Origin of the sequence: Aeromonas sp. FDAARGOS 1411 (genome assembly GCF_019047125.1) — a bacterium.
GTDB lineage: Bacteria > Pseudomonadota > Gammaproteobacteria > Enterobacterales > Aeromonadaceae > Aeromonas > Aeromonas veronii.
In genome coordinates this window covers 541,016-560,505 of the sequence record NZ_CP077214.1, presented here as the reverse complement: position 1 = coordinate 560,505, position 19,490 = coordinate 541,016, and the positions used below count along the sequence as shown (strand labels likewise).

At 60.5% G+C, this 19,490-nt stretch carries 16 protein-coding genes; 7 read left to right on the top strand and 9 right to left on the bottom strand.

The annotated features are described in order from the left end of the window. Positions 1 to 17: 17 nt before the first annotated feature. Entirely contained in the window at positions 18 to 401 is a 384-nt protein-coding gene (locus I6L41_RS02505) for a Rid family detoxifying hydrolase (protein ID WP_203975567.1), read from the bottom strand. A gap of 250 nt (positions 402 to 651) precedes the next feature. Between I6L41_RS02505 and I6L41_RS02500 the strand changes: the two genes are divergently transcribed. The 3 genes from I6L41_RS02500 to I6L41_RS02490 all read left to right on the top strand — a co-directional run bounded on the left by I6L41_RS02500 (position 652) and on the right by I6L41_RS02490 (position 4,702). Next, on the top strand, positions 652 to 1,947 hold the full coding sequence (locus tag I6L41_RS02500) for an amino acid permease (protein WP_042031340.1): 1,296 nt from the start codon (positions 652 to 654) through the stop codon (positions 1,945 to 1,947). A 192-nt stretch (positions 1,948 to 2,139) separates the two neighbouring features. Beyond that, positions 2,140 to 4,146: a methyl-accepting chemotaxis protein gene (locus tag I6L41_RS02495; RefSeq protein ID WP_216961796.1), complete on the top strand. Its 2,007-nt coding sequence runs from the start codon at positions 2,140 to 2,142 to the stop codon at positions 4,144 to 4,146. A 268-nt stretch (positions 4,147 to 4,414) separates the two neighbouring features. Beyond that, positions 4,415 to 4,702: a hypothetical protein gene (locus I6L41_RS02490; protein ID WP_107685105.1), complete on the top strand. Its 288-nt coding sequence runs from the start codon at positions 4,415 to 4,417 to the stop codon at positions 4,700 to 4,702. Positions 4,703 to 4,782: 80 nt separating this feature from the next. On the opposite strand, the gene I6L41_RS02485 is transcribed toward I6L41_RS02490, so the two are convergent. Together I6L41_RS02485 and speA are read right to left on the bottom strand one after the other, a co-directional pair. Beyond that, the gene (locus tag I6L41_RS02485) at positions 4,783 to 4,971 is read right to left on the bottom strand and encodes a hypothetical protein (RefSeq protein WP_005334402.1); all 189 of its coding nucleotides are present in this window, start codon (positions 4,969 to 4,971) and stop codon (positions 4,783 to 4,785) included. A gap of 271 nt (positions 4,972 to 5,242) precedes the next feature. Then, positions 5,243 to 7,144 carry a biosynthetic arginine decarboxylase gene (gene speA, locus I6L41_RS02480; protein WP_005344160.1) on the bottom strand — a complete coding sequence of 634 codons (1,902 nt, stop codon included), beginning with the start codon at positions 7,142 to 7,144 and terminating at the stop codon, positions 5,243 to 5,245. Positions 7,145 to 8,158: 1,014 nt separating this feature from the next. Here speA and pepT point away from each other — a divergent pair. Continuing rightward, a complete protein-coding gene (gene pepT / locus I6L41_RS02475; RefSeq protein ID WP_216961791.1) occupies positions 8,159 to 9,382 on the top strand; it encodes a peptidase T in 1,224 nt (407 codons plus the stop codon). A 204-nt stretch (positions 9,383 to 9,586) separates the two neighbouring features. Then, positions 9,587 to 11,296 carry a lysophospholipid acyltransferase family protein gene (locus I6L41_RS02470; protein WP_216961788.1) on the top strand — a complete coding sequence of 570 codons (1,710 nt, stop codon included), beginning with the start codon at positions 9,587 to 9,589 and terminating at the stop codon, positions 11,294 to 11,296. A gap of 114 nt (positions 11,297 to 11,410) precedes the next feature. Here the strand turns inward: I6L41_RS02470 and I6L41_RS02465 are convergent, their stop codons facing one another. The 4 genes from I6L41_RS02465 to I6L41_RS02450 all read right to left on the bottom strand — a co-directional run bounded on the left by I6L41_RS02465 (position 11,411) and on the right by I6L41_RS02450 (position 14,401). Next, positions 11,411 to 11,719: a SelT/SelW/SelH family protein gene (locus I6L41_RS02465; RefSeq protein ID WP_101316976.1), complete on the bottom strand. Its 309-nt coding sequence runs from the start codon at positions 11,717 to 11,719 to the stop codon at positions 11,411 to 11,413. A 77-nt stretch (positions 11,720 to 11,796) separates the two neighbouring features. After that, a complete protein-coding gene (locus I6L41_RS02460; protein WP_216961786.1) occupies positions 11,797 to 12,921 on the bottom strand; it encodes an adenosylhomocysteinase in 1,125 nt (374 codons plus the stop codon). Between the two features lie 182 nt (positions 12,922 to 13,103). Continuing rightward, on the bottom strand, positions 13,104 to 13,841 hold the full coding sequence (locus I6L41_RS02455; protein ID WP_216961783.1) for a hypothetical protein: 738 nt from the start codon (positions 13,839 to 13,841) through the stop codon (positions 13,104 to 13,106). Then, positions 13,841 to 14,401: a YceI family protein gene (locus tag I6L41_RS02450; RefSeq protein WP_005334411.1), complete on the bottom strand. Its 561-nt coding sequence runs from the start codon at positions 14,399 to 14,401 to the stop codon at positions 13,841 to 13,843. The genes I6L41_RS02455 and I6L41_RS02450 overlap by 1 nt, the downstream gene beginning before the upstream one ends. Before the next feature lie 109 nt (positions 14,402 to 14,510). Here I6L41_RS02450 and I6L41_RS02445 point away from each other — a divergent pair, with 109 nt between their 5' ends. Next, positions 14,511 to 15,413, top strand: a complete 903-nt coding sequence (locus I6L41_RS02445) for a LysR family transcriptional regulator (protein WP_064339757.1) — start codon at positions 14,511 to 14,513, stop codon at positions 15,411 to 15,413. Positions 15,414 to 15,468: 55 nt separating this feature from the next. On the opposite strand, the gene I6L41_RS02440 is transcribed toward I6L41_RS02445, so the two are convergent. Further along, positions 15,469 to 15,885, bottom strand: a complete 417-nt coding sequence (locus I6L41_RS02440) for a hypothetical protein (protein ID WP_216961780.1) — start codon at positions 15,883 to 15,885, stop codon at positions 15,469 to 15,471. A gap of 67 nt (positions 15,886 to 15,952) precedes the next feature. On the opposite strand from I6L41_RS02440, the gene I6L41_RS02435 reads away from it, so the two are divergent. Next, entirely contained in the window at positions 15,953 to 17,683 is a 1,731-nt protein-coding gene (locus tag I6L41_RS02435) for a formate--tetrahydrofolate ligase (RefSeq protein WP_216961777.1), read from the top strand. A 71-nt stretch (positions 17,684 to 17,754) separates the two neighbouring features. Here the strand turns inward: I6L41_RS02435 and I6L41_RS02430 are convergent, their stop codons facing one another. Next, positions 17,755 to 19,410, bottom strand: a complete 1,656-nt coding sequence (locus I6L41_RS02430; protein WP_216961774.1) for a methyl-accepting chemotaxis protein — start codon at positions 19,408 to 19,410, stop codon at positions 17,755 to 17,757. Positions 19,411 to 19,490 lie beyond the last annotated feature (80 nt).

Here is a 19,490-nt window from a genome sequence, read left to right as displayed (position 1 = left end):
GAACCTTTCTCTATCCGTTACCGAGCGATATGGGCGATCGCTTCCACTTCAACCTTGACGCCCATCGGCAGATCCTTCACCGCGAAGCAGCTGCGCGCCGGACAATCTTTCTGGAAATAGGCTTTGTAAACCTCGTTAAACGCGGCAAAATCGCTGATCTCGGCGAGATAGCAGGTAGTCTTGAGGACTGTCGCCAGCGAGCCGCCGCCCGCCTCCAGCACCGCTTTCAGGTTTTCAAGTGCCTGACGACTCTGTGCCTCAATACCGCCGGCAACCACGCCGCCCTGCTGTTTGCACACCGGCAGCTGGCCGGAGGTAAAGATGAGGTCGCCATAGGCAGTGCCATGGCTGTAAGGTCCGATGGCGTCGGGAGCCGAGGCCGCAGTGATGATTTTTTTCATATTACCCACTCCGTAATTGCAATTATTTTTGCATTTATAGCTCTGCTTTCGCTCAACATTATTTGCTTTTTAGTTTATCCATTCAACAAAAAGATAGAAAAATGGCGTAAAAAGGCATCTTTAGGTCTCATAGTAAACCGTGATCACCCTCCTGATTTGAATAAAAGAGAGCGCGGACGCATTGTTTGCAACGCATTTATTCAACTATATTTGCGCCCGCTCTTACCCTTACAACGACAAGAAGGTTCTAATGGACGCGCATAGCACCACACTCAACGGCCCCATGATGGGCACCCTGGAATGGAAAGAGGCGGTTCGCTTCGACAGCACCGACTGGGGCTGGATCATCATGAGCATCGGCATGGCCATCGGCGCGGGGATCGTCTTCCTGCCGGTGCAGGTGGGGCTGATGGGCTTGTGGGTCTTTCTGCTCTCGGCAGTAATAGGCTATCCGGCCATGTATATGTTCCAGCGCCTCTTTATCAATACCCTGGCCACCTCACCCGAATGCAAGGATTACCCCAGCGTCATCACCGGCTACCTTGGCAAGAACTGGGGTGTGCTGCTCGGCGCCCTCTACTTCGTGATGCTGGTGATCTGGGTCTTTGTCTACTCCACCGCCATCACCAACGACAGCGCCTCCTTCCTGCAGAGCTTCGGCGTCACCGACGGCCTGCTCTCGGAAAATCCCCTCTACGGTCTGGTGCTGATTTGCGGTCTGGTGGCGCTGGCCTCGCGCGGCGAAAACCTGCTGTTCAAGATCTCCACCTTTATGGTGCTGACCAAGATCAGCGTGGTGGCCGTGCTCGGCCTGATGATGGTGGACAAATGGGATGCGGCCAACATCACCGCCATGCCCGCCGCCGGTGACTGGATGAAGGATGCCATCATCATGCTGCCCTTCACCCTCACCTCCATCCTCTTTATCCAAAGCCTGAGCCCCATGGTGATCTCCTACCGCTCGCGGGAGAAATCGCTGGAGGTGGCCCGCTTCAAGGCGATGCGCGCCATGAATATCGCCTTCGGCATCCTGTTTGTGGTGGTGTTCTTCTACGCGGTCTCCTTCACTCTGGCTATGGGCCACGATCAGGCGGTCAAAGCCTCCGAGGAGAACATCTCTGCACTGGCCATGGTGGCGCAGGGGATGCCCGGCCAGACCCTCAAGCTCCTGAGCCTGACCCTCAACATCTTTGCGGTAATGACCGCCTACTTCGGCGTCTATCTGGGCTTTCGTGAAGCCTGTCAGGGGCTGGCGATGAACCTGCTGCGCCGGGTGCTGCCGGAAAACCGCATCAACAAAGGATTGGTGGGCAAAGGGATCATGGTGTTCACCGTCATGCTCTCCTGGGGTGCCATCGTGCTCAACGCCCCGGTGCTGAGCTTCACCTCCATCTGCAGCCCCATCTTCGGTATGGTGGGTTGCCTCATCCCGGCCTATCTGGTCTATCAGGTGCCGGCGCTGCACAAGTACAAGGGCACTTCCCTCTACATCATCATCGTCACCGGCCTGCTGCTCTGTGTCTCGCCCTTCCTGGCGTTCAACTGATTAACCAGATAACCAGACAGCCAACAGACGGGTCACCTTCGGGTGGCCCGTTTTCATTGGTATTGCGCTGGCAACAGAACAAAAAGCCAAGGGGATCACAACTTCCCCCTCTCCCTGACCGAAGTACTGCGGCGAGGAGTAATATTCAGCCATAACCGCATGCACCCGTCTTTTCGGGTATCGAGGCCTCATATGAAATGGATTTTCAACCCCGCTATCAGGCTGGGCAACCAGCTCTCTTTCAAATACAAATTTCTGCTCTGGTCCTGTCTGATGCTGCTGCCGCTTGCCTACAGCATGGCCAACCTGCTGGGACGGCTGCAGGATGACAACGAACAGGCACGCAAAGAGCTGGCCGGTGTCATCAATCTGGCCCCCGTGCCCGCCATCGAGCAGGCGCTGCTGACCCACCGCAATCTGGTCACCCAGCACGCCTACGAACAGAACCCGGTGGGAGAGGATAAGGTTAAAGCCGCCGCCCAAGCCGTGGACGATAGCCTGCGTGCCTTTGCCGATACCCGTCAGGATAATCCCGCTTTCGACGCCCTCAAACAGGGGTGGGCTACCCTGCAGAGCGAAGGGAGCAAGCTGGAGGTTGATCAAAGCAATCTGCGCCACGACAAGCTACTGACCGAAGTGCGCCACCTCTACAAGAACATCACCGCCGCCAGCAGCCTGATCCAGGATCCGGCGCTCGGCACCTATTACATGGTGATCCTCACCAGCGAACGGCTGCCGCAACTGCGCGACCTGCTGGCTCAGGTGCGGGATCGCGCCGCCACTATTGCCGACTTCGGCCTGTTTCAGGCGGAAGGGTACAGCGGCCTTCGCTTTCGCCTCGACCTCATCAACGCCACCCTGCAGGAGCTGGAAGCCGATCTGACACTGCTCTACCAGATTGAACCCGCCTATCGCGCCGAGCTGGGTCAGCAGACCGATACCCTGCTGCAACAGGTGCGTCAGGGGGTCGATACCATGGAAAACAAGATGATGAAGGATCAGCTGGTGCAGCTCTCAACGAAGGAGGTGCTGGCGCTGGGAGATGGGCTCGACAACACCATCACCAAGCTGGCAGGCCAGGTGCGCCAGCGGCTGGAAGCCGACCTGCATCAACGCATGGCAGCCAACCAGCGCCACTTCTGGTGGGTCACGGCGCCACTGACCGCCATCCTGTTGCTCTATATCTACCTGATGATCGGCGCCTATCTCTCCCTGCGCGACACCGTTGGCCGGGTACGGGAGATAGCCGCCCGGGTCAACGCCCAGGATCTCAGCCAGCACATCGAGATCATCGGTCAGGATGAGCTGGCCGCCATCAGCCGGGATTACAACGTCACCCTGGAGACCCTGCGCACCCTGATGCGGCGGGTACGGGAAAACGGCGTCACCGTGGTGGAGAGCGCCACCGAGATCGAGGATCGCACCTGCCGCTCCCAGGAGGTGATCGCCGCCCAGCAAGGGGAGACCCATCAGGTAGCCACCGCCATCAAGGAGCTGGCTGCGACTTCACAAGACATGGCAGGCAACGCCCTGCAGGCTGCCCGCATGACTCAGGAAGCCCAGCAGGTGGTGGGTCAGGGCGAGGCCGTGGTCGATCGCACCATCAAGGCGATCGACCATATCAACCGCGAAGTACTGCGCACCGCCGAGAGCATTGGTCAACTGGAGCAGCAGTGCAGCCAGATTGGCGGCGTCATCAGCGTGATACGCGGTATCGCCGAGCAGACCAACCTGCTGGCACTCAACGCCGCCATCGAGGCCGCCCGGGCGGGTGAACAGGGGCGCGGCTTCGCCGTGGTGGCCGATGAAGTGCGCTCGCTGGCCAGTCGCACCCAGGGGGCCACTGTCGAGATCCAGCAGATGATTGAACAGCTGCAATCCGGCGCCCGCGCCTCGGTCAATGCCATGTCGGCTGCCAGCCGCGAAGCGCAGGAGGGGGTCGGTCTGGCCCAGGAGGCTCAGCACGCTTTCGGCACCATCACCGAGAAGGTGGATCGGATGGTCGATACCAACGCCATCATCGCCAGCGCCATCGAGCAACAGGGCGCCGTGGTCAACGAGATCGAACGCAACGTGGTGCGCATCTCGGATGGCAGCGACGAGGCGCTGCAAGTGGCCAACGCCGCCCGCGATGCCGCCCGCCAGATCCACCAGCTCACCGAACAGCTGCGCGCCATGGTACAGAGCTTCGTGCTGTAACAGAGCGCTGACAAGCCGGGCTCAACGTGAGCCCGGCATTATCCCGGTCTCGCCCCTGCCAACAACATCTCGGTTGCTCGGATAATCCAGAAAATCTCTGCGACCCACTTGCCGGGCAGATGCCAACAAAGTAGTCTCGAACGAAAACAAAATGCGGCATTCCCGACACGCACTGCCTGCGACGTCGAGGGAAACGAAGCCGCCTGCGAGCCACAGATTAAACCCAGCGTCACGTCATCTATCACCCGCGTCAAGCGAGGATTTACCCATGGCCAGATACCAGTTTTTTACCATTCCGGCGTCCAATCGGCAGCAATACACTTTTATCGACATGGCATCTCCGACTTTTCTGAGTGAAAAGGCGGCACTGCTGACCCAAGGATTCGAGGTGGAGGAGGACTTTATTGACGCGACCAGCCCACGGGAGGCCGTCGAGAAGTACCAATCCAATTTTCTCTATATAGCGGATGAGATAGGCAAGTCCGATAGCAGCTACGCCGCGGCCGTCGCCATGCTGGAAATTGGCAAGGGGTTATTGGGCAATAAAAACCGCTGAGATAAGGTACAGCGGTGAAGAGTGGTGGCCATCGTGGCAACGCGCCCGATGGCCATATGGCAAGACATCAATTCGGTGATTTAGAAGCGTCCCAGCTGCTGGAGCATCTCGATCAGCTCCTCTTCGCTGCTCGGCTCATAGGCCAGCTGAAGGCTCGGCGCAGCGCCCCCCATCAGCATGTAGACGTTGGTGCTGCAGTGGTCGTAGTGATACCACTTACCGTCGATACAGACGTCGGTATAGCATCTCGGGTCCCTTTTCAGTTCCATATGCACATCCTTTTGTTACATCCCATCAACATCACTTCTGACCGTAAAATAACCACCGTGGTTCACGCTTGATGTAGATCAAGGGAAGCGGCTGAAAGGGACAGATATCAGCCAGATCTGTGGCTTGCGGATGCCCCGAGCCATCATAGGTTATCCAAATGAACATGGACCGAGTGCACCGTCATATCGCCAGATGGCCCCCGGTAACAAAAACGGCGCCCGCAGGCGCCGTTTTTGATTTTCCCTCAAAAGCGAGGGGCAAACAGAAGGCTTATTCGTCTTCCAGATAGGCGTAGCCTTGCAGGCCCAGCTCCAGCTCGTCGAGCAGGGCTTTGCGAGTGGCATCGTCCAGCGCCGGGTGAGCGGCGATCCGCTGGTAGTTCTCGCGGATCACGGACGGGTCGATGTTGACGTAACGCAGCAGCTGGTCGACGGTGTCGCCACGCACCACGTTGCGAATGTCCATCTTGCCCTCTTCGTCCAGCCACACTTCCGCGCAGTGGGTGTCACCAAACAGGTTGTGCAGATCCCCCAGGATCTCCTGATAGGCACCGACCAAGAAGAAGCCGACGTGGCACTCTTCGTTCTCGCCGTAGACCGGCATTGGCAGGGTGCTCTCGACCCCCAGACCGTCGACATAGTGCTCGACCTGACCGTCGGAGTCACAGGTGATATCCATCAGGATACCGCGACGGCTAAGCGGACGATCGAGACCAGCCAGCGGCATCACCGGGAATACCTGACCGATACCCCAGGCATCCGGCAGGGACTGGAACAGGGAGAAGTTGGCAAAGCACTTGTCCGCCAGCTTTTCACTCAGTTCGTCAGCCAGCGCACGGTGGTTGCGATTGACCGGGTTGAGCATCTCTTTGAGCGCCAGACAGGTGTTCTGGTGCAGCATCTCGGCCCAGGCTCGCTGTTCAAGGTTCAAGAGGCCCATGGTGTACTGGGTATTCACGTCACCCAGATCTGCCACCGAGTCATGGAAGATCTCCAGCAGGGAGGGATCTTCGCTGCGCAGATCCAGCCAGCCTTTCCACATGTTCTGCAGAATGGTCGGTGCATCTTCGTCCGGCGCGCTGATGTCGTTCATCTCCACCCCTTCGGCACCAATGATATTGGTGACCAGCACGGCGTGGTGGGCGGTCAGGGCACGGCCAGACTCGCTGATGATGGTCGGGTGCGGCAGATCGAACTCGCGGCAGACATCACCGATGCCCCATACCACGTTATTGGCGTACTCGGAGAGGCTGTAGTTGGCGGAGCAGTGGCTCTGGGAACGGGTTCCCTCGTAGTCCACGCCCAGGCCACCACCGACGTCCACGACTTCGATGTTGGCACCGAGGCGACGCAGTTCAGCGTAGAAACGGCCGCACTCGCGGATGCCGCCCTGAATGTCGCGGATATTGGCGATCTGGGAGCCCAGATGGAAGTGCAGCAACTGCAGGCAATCCAGCTTGCCCAGCCCGCGCAGACGTTCGATCAGCGCCAGGATCTGGGAGGCGGAGAGACCAAATTTGGACATGGAGCCGCCACTCGATTCCCACATGCCGGAGCCGGTGGAAGCGAGCTTGGCACGCACCCCGATGTTGGGCTTGATGTTGAGACGAGCTGACTCGTCCAGCACCATTTCCAGTTCGGAGGGCTTCTCCACCACGATGTAGACCTTGTGGCCCATCAGGTTGCCCAAGAGGGCGTGGCGGATATATTCGCGGTCTTTGTAACCGTTGCAGACGATCACCGAGCCTTGCTCATGGTGATGGGACAGCACGGCCAGCAGTTCCGGTTTGGAACCAGCTTCCAGGCCAAGCCGGGGCTTGTCGCTGTAGGACTGGCTGATGGTCTCGATGACACGACGCTGCTGGTTTACCTTGATCGGATAAACGCAGAGGTAGTCCCCTTCATAACCTGACTTCTCGATGGCCTGACCAAAGGCGTTGAACAGCGCATCGACCCGACTCTTGAGAATGTCGGGGAAGCGCAGCAACACGGGGGTGGTCAGCCCGGACTGACGCAACTGTTCGATGGCGTCAGAGAGCACGATATGCGCGTCAGGGCGTGATTTGTCGGGGGCGACGGTCACATGACCGGCGTCATTGATATTGAAAAAACCCGCACCCCAGTAGGGAACGTTGTAGACCTTCAAGGAGTCCTTGCTGGACCAGTTAGTCATGGGCTATGCCTCGCAAATGAGCGACCCAAAGTCGCCTTCGTTACCCTCAATCACATCCAGACCATCTAGTGCAGAGTACGGCGAGCGCTGCCATCACGAGACGCAGCCACCCAAACCAATGCTTTGCACATCGCGGCAAGCCAGAGGCTGCCTGGTGGATCTTGGGGAAGTAACGAGTCTTGATGTGGGGCTGGTGGCTTTACATCAAGCTCAACGGTATGCGGTGCCACTATGCCGTAGCGCCGCGGTACTTTGATGACAGACGACATCAGCCACGCCGTCAGTTCATCATTCGGCAGCGATCCCGACAGAAGGAGAGGGTTCCAAGGAAGAGAAGCGAAGGCGCCAGCACGCATGCGTGTTGATAGACGACAACAACCACAGCCCACCTCACCGTCAGTGACCGCCCATGACAAGGGAAGATGATGAGCCGGTGGCCCACTCGGTCAAATGAAGGATGAGAGTCTGTTGTTCTCCCTGATACCGGAGCCTAACCGGTATTAAAGAAACCATTCCCCAGCAGTGTCTGTCGTTTCTGCGTGCCTCGCCCTATAGGCGTATGATCGGTCGGGTTTCTGGCGGCTCTGCCTGCTTCAGGGTTACCCTTGGATCGGCGCGGAGTGTACACACTTACCGCGGGCAGTGACAATAAAAAATAGTGTTCAAAATCCCCTTTTAATAAGTCGATCAAATCTTGCTGGCGGGCAGGCGGGCTCTGGGATGGCGCAGGTTATGCGACAGCCCGGTTTCCCCTTGAAAAGTGTGTGAAAACGCCATGATTGGGCTGACGCCTTGCTGTGCGGTCGCTGAGGGGAATTTGGCCACCACCGCCAGCGCCTAAATATTGCAATAAATGCCACATTTATGCGCATCCCCTCGCCGAAGTTGCCCCGCGCGCCGCACATTCGCCGCTCTTCCCTTGCGTCAAAAAATGGGAAAAACCTGCGCTGACGCAATGAGTGCCCCGCACGGATTGGCCACAATGACCGCTCACAATCGGTTAGAGGCTGACTAATGGATACCCTGCTTGAGCGTTTTCTGCGTTACGTAACTTTTCATACCCGCTCCGATGAGACCAATCCAGCCTGCCCCAGCAGCGAGGGACAACTGATCTTTGCCCGCGCCCTGCAAGAAGAGATGAAGGCGCTGGGGCTAACCCGGGTCACTCTGGATGAGCACGGCTACCTCACCGGCTGCCTGCCGGGCAACCAGCCGGACGCCCCCGCCATCGGCCTGATTGCCCACATGGACACCGCCGACTACGAGGCAGAGCACGTAGTACCGCAAATCATCGAGAACTATCAGGGCGGCGACATCTGCCTTGGCAAGGGTGACGAGGTGCTCGCCATCCGTGACTACCGCTTCCTGAAAAACTACCTGGGTCAGGATCTCATCACCACCGACGGCACCACCCTGCTTGGCGCCGATGACAAGGCGGGTATCGCCGAGATCCTCACCACCATCGACCACCTGCAGGCCCACCCCGAGATCCCACGTGGCGATATCTGGGTCGGCTTTACTCCGGATGAGGAGATCGGCCGCGGCGCCAACCTGTTCCCGCTGGAGAGATTCCCGGCCAAGTGGGCCTATACCGTGGATGGCGGCGAACTGGGCGAGCTGGAGTATGAAAACTTCAACGCCGCCAGCGCCACGGTGCGTTTTATCGGCAATAACGTCCACCCCGGCACCGCCAAGGGGAGCATGATCAACAGCCAAACCCTGGCCGCCCGCTTCCACGCTGCCATGCCGGCCGAAGAGACCCCGGAGTGTACCGACGGGTATGAGGGCTTCTTCCATCTGGCCCAGATGAGCGGCACCGTGGAGGAGAGCACCCTGCACTACATCATCCGTGACTTCGACGACGAACATTTCGCCGCACGCAAGGCCGAGATGCAGAGCCGGGTGGCCGCCCTGCAGGCCGAATATCCCAAGGCCCGCATCGAGCTGACCCTGACCGACAGCTATCGCAACATGCGCAGCCAGATCGAGCCGCACATGCATATCGTCGAGCTGGCCAAGGCCGCCATGGAGGCCGCCGACGTGGTGCCGAAAATCAAGCCCATTCGCGGCGGTACCGATGGCGCCCGCCTCTCCTTTATGGGCCTGCCCTGCCCCAACATCTTTACCGGTGGTCACAACTTCCACGGCAAGCACGAGTTCATCCCGCTGCAATCCATGGAGAAATCGGTCGCCACCCTGGTGGAGCTGGTGCGCCTCACCGCAGCCTGGCGCGGTTAATCGATTACCATGACAACCAAGGGGGGAGCCGGTTAACCGGCTCCTCCCTTGCTATCTGGCCATCCCCCCATCAGGAAAGGGAAACCGGGGGAGGGTCGCTCAGGAGCTACTGGCTGCCGCTGCCATCAAACTGTCATCCCGCTGACATGTCGCGGGAACAGTGCCAGATCATGCTGGGAGCAACGGATCGCCGGAGCCCTCCAGATGTTCACTATCGATACCCTGCTGACCCAGCACTTCCCCCGCCTGCTTGGCTACCCCCTGCTCACCCCGCTGTTAAAGCGGCTGTTGGGCTGGCTGCTCAACGAACGTGCCTTTGCCGACTTTGCCACCCGCTACCCGCACCTGCGCGGCCTCGACTTTGTCGAGCAGGCGCTGACCCAGCTCGATTTCGACTATCGGGTCAGCGAGGCGCAACTGGAGCATATTCCCGCCAGTGGCCGGGTCATTCTTGTTGCCAACCATCCCATCGGCTCGCTGGATGGACTGGCGCTGCTGCAACTGCTCGGCCGCATCCGCCCCGATGTGAAGATCGTCGCCAACCAGCTGCTGGCCCAGCTCGCGCCGCTGCGCCCTCTGCTATTGCCGGTAGACAATATGGAGGGCAAGACCGATCGACAGGCCATCCTCGCTATGAATGAACACCTCGCCCATGAAGGGGCACTGGTGATCTTCCCCGCAGGCGAAGTCTCGCGGCTTGGCCTCAAGGGGGTGAAAGATGGCCCCTGGCAGGCAGGCTTTATCAAACTGGCCCAGCGCACCCGCACCCCGCTGGTGCCCATCCATCTGGGGGGGCGCAACAGCCTCTGGTTCTATCTCGCCTCCTGGCTCAACAAGCCCGCCTCCGCTCTGTTGCTGGTACGCCAGCTGTTTCGCCAGCAGGGGCAGACCCTGCCGGTGACCATAGGGGCACGCATTCCACTCGGCAGTTTTCAGGAGCTGCCCGCCAAGACGGCGGCGCGGCTGGTGCGCAACCACCTCTACCGGATTGGCCGTGGCAAGGCGGGGCGCCTGCAGACCGAGGCCCCCATCGCCCTGCCGGAGGATCGCCGCCAGCTCAAACAGGCCATCGAAAGCTGCGAACAGCTCGGCACCACCCCGGATGGTCAGGGGATCTACCTCTACCGCCGCCATGAACTGAGTCACTCGGTGATCCTGCGCGAGCTGGGGCGACTGCGGGAGATCGCCTTTCGCGCTGTGGGGGAAGGATCCGGCAAGCGGCGGGATCTCGATGGCTTTGACAACGACTATCACCACCTGATCCTCTGGGATCCAGCCCGGCTCGATATTATCGGTGCCTACCGGTTCGCCCCTGTGGCGGAGCTGCTGGCCAGCAAGGGGAAGGATGGCCTCTACAGCCACACCCTGTTCGGCTTCGAGGATAAGTTGCTGCCCCGGCTGGAGCAGGCCATCGAGCTTGGCCGCAGCTTTATCCAGCCCGCCTACTGGGGCAAGCGGGGGCTCGATTATCTCTGGTTCGGCATCGGTGCCTATCTGGCCCGCTATCCCCGCTACCGCTACCTGTTTGGCCCGGTGTCGCTCTCCGGCAGCCTGCCGCCGGCGGCCAAGGATCTGCTGGTGAGCTTCTACCGCCAGCACTTTGCCCCCGAGCTGGCGCTGGCCCCCTCCCGCCGTCCCTACCCCGAGACGCAACCTCTGTTCGAGGGGGTGGATTACGGCGCCGACCTCAAAGCACTCAAGGCCCGCCTCGACAATCTGGGCTGCGCCATCCCCACCCTCTACAAGCAGTATTCCGAGCTGTGCGAACCGGGCGGAGTGCAGTTTATGGACTTTGGCATCGACCCCGACTTCAACCACTGCATCGACGGGCTGGTGTGGGTGGATGTGAGCCGCATCAAGCCCCACAAGCGGGCCCGCTATATCGGCAGTCATCTGGCCGAGCCGCGCTCATAGCCCTGCAGGCGGCAGGCAAACAGCCAAAGGCAAAAAAGGAGAGAGAGGCCATCGCCTCCCTCTCCTTTCGCTCTCATGCTCAGCACCTTTTCGAGGCGCTCGGCCCATCTGGCGTTACTCGGCCGCCTTGCGATCCGAGTGGCCGAGATCCCGATCAGGGGCGATAACATCGCGCACCCGCTGCTTGATCTCCTTGGCCTCGGGGAAGCCGTCATCGACCACCCGATCCCACACCTGCACCCCGTTCACCAGAATGCGGAACTCCCCCTTGCTGGCCGGCACCAGCGCCACCTCCCCCAGATCGCTGTCAAAGGTGGAGAGCAGCTCCTGCGCCAGCCAGGCGGCGCGCAGCATCCAGCGACAGAGGGTGCAGTAGCGGATTTCGATGCGGGGTTTGCTGATCAGGGTTTCAGACTCGGTCATGAGTGACTCCATAAAAAAGCGCCCAATGGCGGGAAGTGGCGTACCGCCGCTCAATGGCCGATCCCGGTTTGGTCAAATCAGTGCTGATCAACCCCATGAAAATCGGCCAGCCAATGGCGGGCAATGGTACGCATCGCCGATTCTGGCAGCTCGAACAGGCCGGGAGCAAGAGGGCCTGCCGCCAGCATCCGGATCCCTTCCATGATCTCCGCCAGCACCAGATAGACATATTCGCCAATCACGGCGCCATGGACGAAGTTGACCGCCTCACCCCGGTTGAGCAGGTAGATCTGGGTGCCATCCGGCCGGTTGAGGGCCAGCACATGGGGGCACACCTCTTCGCTCGGCCACGGCAACTGGGCCAGCGAGAAGGCAAACTCGTCGTCGGCCGAGGTGACCGAGGCCACCATGGTGCCGGGGCGCAGCGCCTGTAGATCCGCCAAATCCAGCGAGCCGTTGCCGGTAGAGCAGATCACCAGCTCGGCGCGGCTCAACGCCTCGGCCTTGGTGATCAGACGAAAACCGTGAGAGAGCGCTTCGACCTGTCGCAGCACATCGGTCTCCACCAGCCCGAGATGGAGGTTGCGACAGCGCAGGTCGCGGGCGATGCTGCGCCCCACCTTGCCATAGCCAAACAGCGCCGCCTCGCAGACGTTGAAAGTACGGTTGAGGTTGCGGGCCAGCGACTCCGCGGAGTAGACCACGCTCAAACCAATCTGGATATCCTCGGCCTGCTTGAGGGGACTGCGTGCCACCGACACCACCGGAGTCGCCAGCACCTCGTGCTCATAGCGTTGATGGCCGTTCTCGGTCATCTCCACCACCCCGAGGAAACGGGGGCCGAAATATTCACTCAAGATCACCTGGGTTTTGGCAAAGTAACCGCCAATATCGAGGATCAGCAACCGCTCGTGAGGGGCCACCAGCGGCGCAATCTGCTGGATGATGCTGTCGGGTTCATTGGTCCAGCGTCGGTTGAGGGGCAGCACCGGATAGTGTTGTGATACCCACTCCAGGGTCGGACCGTGTACCGATTTCGGTTTGGGCAAAATGGCACCAATCCGTCCAATCTGACCGAGAGCGTCGATAAAACGCGGGCGATCGGGAAGCAGGTGAGTGACCAGCAAAATGCAGAGACCGTCGATACGTCCCTGTCCGGTGAAATGGCGAAAAAACAGATGCTCAGATCCTTGACTGCGCAACTGTGGCCTCCTTATGTGCCGCAAAGCAGGCAAACAGAACCCGGCGCGGCCGGGTTCTGTGTGTGTCCAAATAAAATGAAAATCCTTTTTATCTGAAACACATAGGGGGCTCAATCATTATCTGCCAAGAGTATGAGCGAGTATGCAAAAATGACTGTAATTGCCTGTTTTTCATGCAAAAATCAGTACAAAGAAGCAGCAGGCCACACCCACCACAGGCTGAGCCCAGTTCCCGCGGCAGCGAGCAGGATCAGCCCACCCCAACGCACTGGCCAGGGTGTGTCACGTAACGCCCACTCCAGCAGCGGCAGCAACCAGACCGGCAGCAACACCACCAGCGGCACCTCCACATATTGCCAGGCCAGCATCTGGACGAAGGCGAGGGCCAGCGCCAGACCGGCGGGTGCTACCTTGATGTCAACAAAGGTGGCAAGCAGGGCGCGAAAACCGGCGAAAGCGGCCAGAGCACCGGCCAGCTGGGCAATCAGCAGGCTGCCATCGATACCGATCACCAGCGCCAGCCAGATAAAGCCGAGAGCAAACCCGAGCCCCTCGCGGCTATCACAGCGCAAGGTGTTCCAGCCAAACCAGAGGATGGCGGGCAGTAGCGCCAGCCAGATCCCGGGTTCGCTTACCAGTACCGAGGCCAATCCCTGCCACCACACCAGCGCACTGAACACGGCAAAAAGCAGCAGCGAACCGCGCAGATCGCTCACCTGAGCCGCGATGGCGGGGACCAGCAGGATCAGCGGCAGCCACTGCCACGCCTTTTCCGGCATGCCATAGAGACCGCCAAGCCAGGATCCCACCAGCCAGAGCGCCAGCGCGCCCCACAGATACCCCAGTCGTGGCCAGCGCCACGATAGCAAAGCGGCTCCCAGAGGAGCCGCCAGGGTTTGCAGCAGAAGTTCCGCGCCCATTACTTGCGCACGCCTTCGACAAACAGGTTGATGTTCATCTCGTCCGGAATGCCGGGCAGCATGTAGCTCACGCCAAAGTCACTGCGCTTGATGGTGGTGGAGGCGTTGAAGCCGCTGCGGTAGCCGCCCCAGGGATCCTTGCCCTCACCGATCTTGACCAGATCGAAGGCCACTTCCTTGGAGACGCCGTGCAGGGTCAGGGTCCCTTTCAGCACGCCTTTATCCTTGGTGCCCTCGTAAGCGGAGCTGACGAAGGTCATCTTGGGATATTGTTTCACGTCGAGGAAGTCCGGGCTGCGCAGGTGCTTGTCGCGGGCCTCGTGATTGGAGTCGACGCTGGCGGCATCCACTTCAAAGCTCGCCTTGGCGGCCGCCGGGTTGGCGTCATCCATGCTGAAGGTGCCACTGAAGGTGTTGAAGCGACCTACCAGCTCGGAGAAGCCCAGGTGACCCACCTTGAACTGCACCGTGGTGTGCGCCGCATCCACGTCGTAATCCGCCGCCATCAGAGGGGTAGCCATAAACAGGCAGGAGGCCAGCAGAGCCTTGGTCATTTTCATCCGTTCGTTCCTTCATCTTGGGGTTCACATCAGTGGTTAAAATGCTAACCTCGTTCTGAAGATGAATAATCAGTGATTTATTAAATTCATTATTTACTGAGGATGGAAAATGGACCAGATCGCCGCCATGCGCACCTTTATCAAGGTGGTGGAGTGCCAGAGCTTTACCAAGGCCGCCAACCAGCTCGGCATCTCGGTCGCCATGGCCTCCAAGCTAATGCAGCAGCTGGAGGAGTCCCTCGCCACCCGGCTGCTGTCGCGCACCACCCGTCAGGTCAATCCCACCGAAGCGGGCCAGTTCTACTACCAGCGATCCCTCGCCCTGCTGGCGGAGCTGGAAGAGACCCACAGCCAGCTGACCCACCACAACCAGCAGCCGAACGGCACCCTCAAGCTCTCGGTGCCGATGGATTTTGGCTATCTGCACCTCTCCCCCGCCCTGCCGCTGTTTCGCCAGCGCTTTCCCGATCTCAAGCTCGATATCGAGTACAGCGACCGGCGGGTCGCACTGGTGGAAGAGGGGTTCGATCTGGCGCTGCGCATCGGCCACCTCAGCGACTCCTCGCTGGTGGCGCGCCAGCTTGCCACCATTCGGGTCGAGCTTTGCGCCAGCCCCGCCTATCTGGCACGCAAGGGCAGACCGGAAAAGCCCGAGGATCTCAAGCAGCACGACTGTCTGATCTACACCCTGACCCAGCCGGAGTGGCACTTCAAACGGGGAAGCGAGCAGCAGAGCATCCGGCCACAGGGGCCGCTGCGGGCCAACAACGGGGTGGCGCTGACCCGCGCCGCTTGTGATGACCAGGGCATCATATTGCAGCCCACCTTTATCGTGGGGGAGGCGCTGCGGTCAGGACAGCTGGTCAGCCTGCTGCCAGAGTGGGACAAGGGAGAGGTGGGACTTTATGCGGTCTATCCGCACCGCCGCTTCGTCTCGGCCAAGGTGCGCTGCTTTATCGAGTTCGTGCAGGAGCGCTATCTCGCCCCGCAGCAGTGGGATAAACCGGCATGATTGCCAGAGCAGAGGGTACGGCCTGACTGTCCGGCCTGCTGACCCGGCTTGAAACCTAGCGCTGGCCAGGGGCCGCGGCAGGTACCAGCTTCGCCAGCAGACGCTCCTGCTCGAGGCTTAACTGCCAGCGTGGCAGTCGGGTGCGGACAACGGACAACTGCTGCTCACTGAGGGCATAGGGGAGCGCCACTTCAATCTCGGGGCAGTCAAACATGGCGGCCAGCTGCAGGATCAAAATGAGGTTTGCCTCGTCGGTCTTGTGCTTGTTAACCCGTTTACGGATCTCGTGGCGCAGCTGGGTTTCGGGGTCCTGGGTCATCGCCTGCCAGCCGAAACCGAACAACGGCACCAGCGCGCTGACAATCCCCAGCGCCGTCATCGGCTGCTTGGGGGGATGATAGAGTGCGTTGAGATCCAGCCGAACAGGATTCTGACGAACCTCACCCCCACCAAATAAAATCGTTTTCGTCATTGGATTACCCGTTATATTCCACTAGACTGCGCCGCATATTTTACCCCGATATGCCAACGAGGTGCTGATGCTAAGCGATATCGAGATCTCCCGCCAGTCCCCCCGTCTCTCAATCCACGCGCTGGCAGAACGCCTCGCCATCCCCCAGCACCTGCTCAGCCCCCATGGTCACTACAAAGGCAAGCTCAGCCTCGACCTGCTCACGTCTCAGCCCAAACAGCGCGGCAAGCTGGTACTGGTGAGCGCCATCACCCCTACCCCGCTCGGTGAAGGGAAAACGGTGACCACCCTTGGCCTCTCCATGGGGCTCAACCATATCGGCCAGCACAGCATCGCAACCATCCGCCAGCCGAGCCTCGGCCCGGTATTCGGGGTCAAGGGGGGCGCTGCCGGTGGCGGCCACGCCCAGGTGGTGCCGATGGAGGAGATGAACCTCCACCTTACCGGCGATTTTCACGCTCTGACGGCGGCTCACAATCTGGCGGCTGCAGCCCTCGATGCCCGCCTGTTCCATGAGCGTAAACTCGGCGACCAGTTCACCGCCAAAACCGGCCTGCCGCGGCTCGATATCGATGCCGATAACATCCTCTGGCCGCGCACCCTCGACATGAATGATCGCGCCTTGCGCCACCTCACCATCGGTCAGGGTGGGGCAGCCGATGGGGTGGAACGCGGCGATCGCTTCGTCATCACCGCCGCCTCCGAGCTGATGGCCATTCTGGCGCTGGCAAGCGATCTGAAAGACCTGCGCCAGCGCATCGGCCGCATCCAGCTGGCCCGCGATATCCACGGCAAGCCCATTACCGCCGAACAGCTGGAAGTGGCGGGCGCCATGACGGTGCTGCTGAAAGACGCGCTGCAGCCGACCCTGATGCAAACCACCGAGCAGACGCCGGTGCTGGTGCACGCTGGCCCCTTTGCCAATATCGCCCACGGCAACTCCTCGGTGATCGCCGATCGCATCGCCCTTGGCCTGACCGACTATGTGGTGACCGAGGCGGGTTTTGGCTCCGACATGGGGCTGGAGAAGTTCTTCAACATCAAGAGCCGCCAATCCGGTATTACCCCCGCCTGCGTGGTGCTGGTGGCAACGGTGCGCGGCCTCAAGGCCAACAGCGGCCTGCTCGATATCCGCCCGGGCCAGCCGCTGCCAGCCAGCCTGCAAGGGGAAGATCTGCCGACCCTCAAGCAGGGCTGCGCCAACCTCGCTTGGCATATCCGGAACGCCCGCCGCTACGGGGTGCCGGTGGTGGTCGCCATCAACCGCTTCCCCACCGACAGCGAGGCCGAACTGGCGCTGCTGGCCCATGAAGCGCAGCAAGCCGGTGCCTGTGGCGCGGCCATATCCAACTCCTTCACTCAGGGTGGTGCCGGTGCCAGCGAGCTGGCCCGCGCCGTGGTGGCCGCCTGCGAGCAACCCGGCAAGGTGAAACTGCTCTACCCCGACGAGGCGAGCCTCGACGCCAAACTGACGACCCTGGTGGAGTGCGGCTACGGCGGCCGCGGAGTGCAGCTCTCCGACAGAGCGCGCCAGCAGCTGGCACAGCTCTCCGCCGAAGGATGGGATCACTTGCCCATCTGCGTGGCCAAGACGCCGCTCTCCATCAGCCATGACCCCGCCCTCAAAGGGGTGCCGACCGATTTCGAGGTGCCCATCGACGAGGTGAAGCTCTGCGCCGGTGCCGGCTTCGTCTATGCACTGGCGGGCCCCATCATGACCATGCCGGGCCTTGGCAGCCTGCCGGCCTATCGCCATATCGATATCGATGAGAACGGCGAGATAGTCGGCCTGAGCTGAGCCCTTCCACAACGCCAGAAACAACAAGGCCCCGCCAATTGCGGGGCCTTCTGTTATCCATGCATCAACCCTTAGAGGGTGAAGCGCTGGGTCATATGGTGCAGGGTGTTGGCCAGCTTGCTCAGCTCGACGCAAGCCTGGGCGATCTGATGAGCGCCCTGGGCATTCTCGTCAGCGGCATTGTGAATGTTGACGATGCTGCGGTTGAGCTCTTCGGTCACCGCGTTCTGCTCTTCGGTGGCGGTGGCGATCAAAGTGTTCATGTCGGTGATGCGCACCACGGCACCGTTGATGGTCTCGATACTGGTACCGGCATCCCGTGCCAGACCGACACTCTCCTGCATCTGGTGACGGCTCAGCTGCATGGCGTTGCCCGCCTCGGCGGCGCGGCTCTGCAGCAGCTCGATCATCTTGCTGATCTCGGCGGTGGAGTCCTGGGTACGCTGGGCCAATGAACGCACTTCATCCGCAACGACCGCAAAACCACGGCCCTGCTCACCGGCACGGGCCGCTTCGATGGCAGCGTTAAGGGCCAGCAGGTTGGTCTGACCGGCGATATCGCGGATCACATCCAGCACCACGCTGATATTGGCGCTATCGGCCTCCAGCTGCTGCACCACTGTGCCCGCCTGTTCAATCTTGACCGACACCTCTTCGATGCTGGCAATGGAGCTGCGTACCACTTCGCTGCCAGCAGCAGAGGTGCGCGAGGCATCCTTGGCGGCGCTCATGGCATCCGTGGTGTTGCGGGCCACTTCGTTGACGGTGGACTGCATCTCGTTCATGGCGGTCGCCACCTGGGAGACTTCGTTCTGCTGGATGGCCATGCCGCTGGCAGACTGGCTGGAGATGGCGCTCACCTCCTCCACTGCGCTGCTGAGTTGGCTCACGGAGCCGGCGATCTCGCTCACTAGATCGGAGAGGGAACCCTGCATCCGGTTGATGGCGGAGCCCAGCTGACCCAGTTCGTCGCGGTTGAAGCGGCTGTCACGGATCCACTGCTGCAGTTCGCCCTGCCCCAGATCGCCATTGGCAATGCGCTGGGCCTGACGGGCCAGCATGATCAGCGGGTCGCGAATTTGGCGGGTCAGTACCACGGAGAGCACCACCACAAGGATCAGACCGAGCACCAGTGCGATGGTGACGCTCAGGTTGGCGGATTGGTAAGAGGCGACAATGTCACTGCGGGATTCAGACGCATAACCATGGTTAATCTGGATCAGGGAGGCCACTGACTTGCTCAGCGCGGTATAAAGGGGAACCCCCTCCTCAAGGAAGATGCGTTGGGCTTCGGCAAGCTGATCGCTGTCTTGCAGTTGTTTGACTCGCTGGTGCAGGGCGACGTAACGATCCCAGTCAGATTTCACCGTATCGAAGGTACGGCGCTCCGCCACATCCTCAGGCCAGATCGTCTTGTCATGGGCAATCAGCTGCTGCGCGATCGAGTTAAGCTGTTGACTGGCAATATTCCGATATTCAGCCCTTTTCAGCGGCTCGGCGGCCACCACGAAATAACCCAGCTCATAACGACGCAGCTCACCGAGAGAATCCCCGATCGCGCTGGTGCGATTGACCGCTGGCAAGATGCTGTCGGTAAACCGGATGGCAACATCATTCATGTTGCCAAACTGGACAAGGGCAAAACCGCCGATAAAGGCGACCATCAAACCGAGCACGGCAAAGCCGGCGGTGAGTTTTTTACCTATGGTCATGGTACTGGTATTCATGGGATATCCTGGTGGTCGTTAAATTCGTAGCACTCGTCCGGTTCACGTCCTCCTGGCATGAACTATCTGGCCACCTGTTC

Coding starts and splice junctions, on each gene's coding strand:
- I6L41_RS02440 (WP_216961780.1), bottom strand. CDS start 15,885: ATGACGAAAACGATTTTATTTGGTGGGGGTGAGGTTCGTCAGAATCCT.
- I6L41_RS02505 (WP_203975567.1), bottom strand. CDS start 401: ATGAAAAAAATCATCACTGCGGCCTCGGCTCCCGACGCCATCGGACCT.
- I6L41_RS02470 (WP_216961788.1), top strand. CDS start 9,587: ATGTTCACTATCGATACCCTGCTGACCCAGCACTTCCCCCGCCTGCTT.
- I6L41_RS02485 (WP_005334402.1), bottom strand. CDS start 4,971: ATGGAACTGAAAAGGGACCCGAGATGCTATACCGACGTCTGTATCGAC.
- I6L41_RS02430 (WP_216961774.1), bottom strand. CDS start 19,410: ATGAATACCAGTACCATGACCATAGGTAAAAAACTCACCGCCGGCTTT.
- I6L41_RS02465 (WP_101316976.1), bottom strand. CDS start 11,719: ATGACCGAGTCTGAAACCCTGATCAGCAAACCCCGCATCGAAATCCGC.
- I6L41_RS02455 (WP_216961783.1), bottom strand. CDS start 13,841: ATGGGCGCGGAACTTCTGCTGCAAACCCTGGCGGCTCCTCTGGGAGCC.
- I6L41_RS02445 (WP_064339757.1), top strand. CDS start 14,511: ATGGACCAGATCGCCGCCATGCGCACCTTTATCAAGGTGGTGGAGTGC.
- pepT (WP_216961791.1), top strand. CDS start 8,159: ATGGATACCCTGCTTGAGCGTTTTCTGCGTTACGTAACTTTTCATACC.
- I6L41_RS02495 (WP_216961796.1), top strand. CDS start 2,140: ATGAAATGGATTTTCAACCCCGCTATCAGGCTGGGCAACCAGCTCTCT.
- I6L41_RS02435 (WP_216961777.1), top strand. CDS start 15,953: ATGCTAAGCGATATCGAGATCTCCCGCCAGTCCCCCCGTCTCTCAATC.
- I6L41_RS02500 (WP_042031340.1), top strand. CDS start 652: ATGGACGCGCATAGCACCACACTCAACGGCCCCATGATGGGCACCCTG.
- I6L41_RS02490 (WP_107685105.1), top strand. CDS start 4,415: ATGGCCAGATACCAGTTTTTTACCATTCCGGCGTCCAATCGGCAGCAA.
- I6L41_RS02450 (WP_005334411.1), bottom strand. CDS start 14,401: ATGAAAATGACCAAGGCTCTGCTGGCCTCCTGCCTGTTTATGGCTACC.
- speA (WP_005344160.1), bottom strand. CDS start 7,144: ATGACTAACTGGTCCAGCAAGGACTCCTTGAAGGTCTACAACGTTCCC.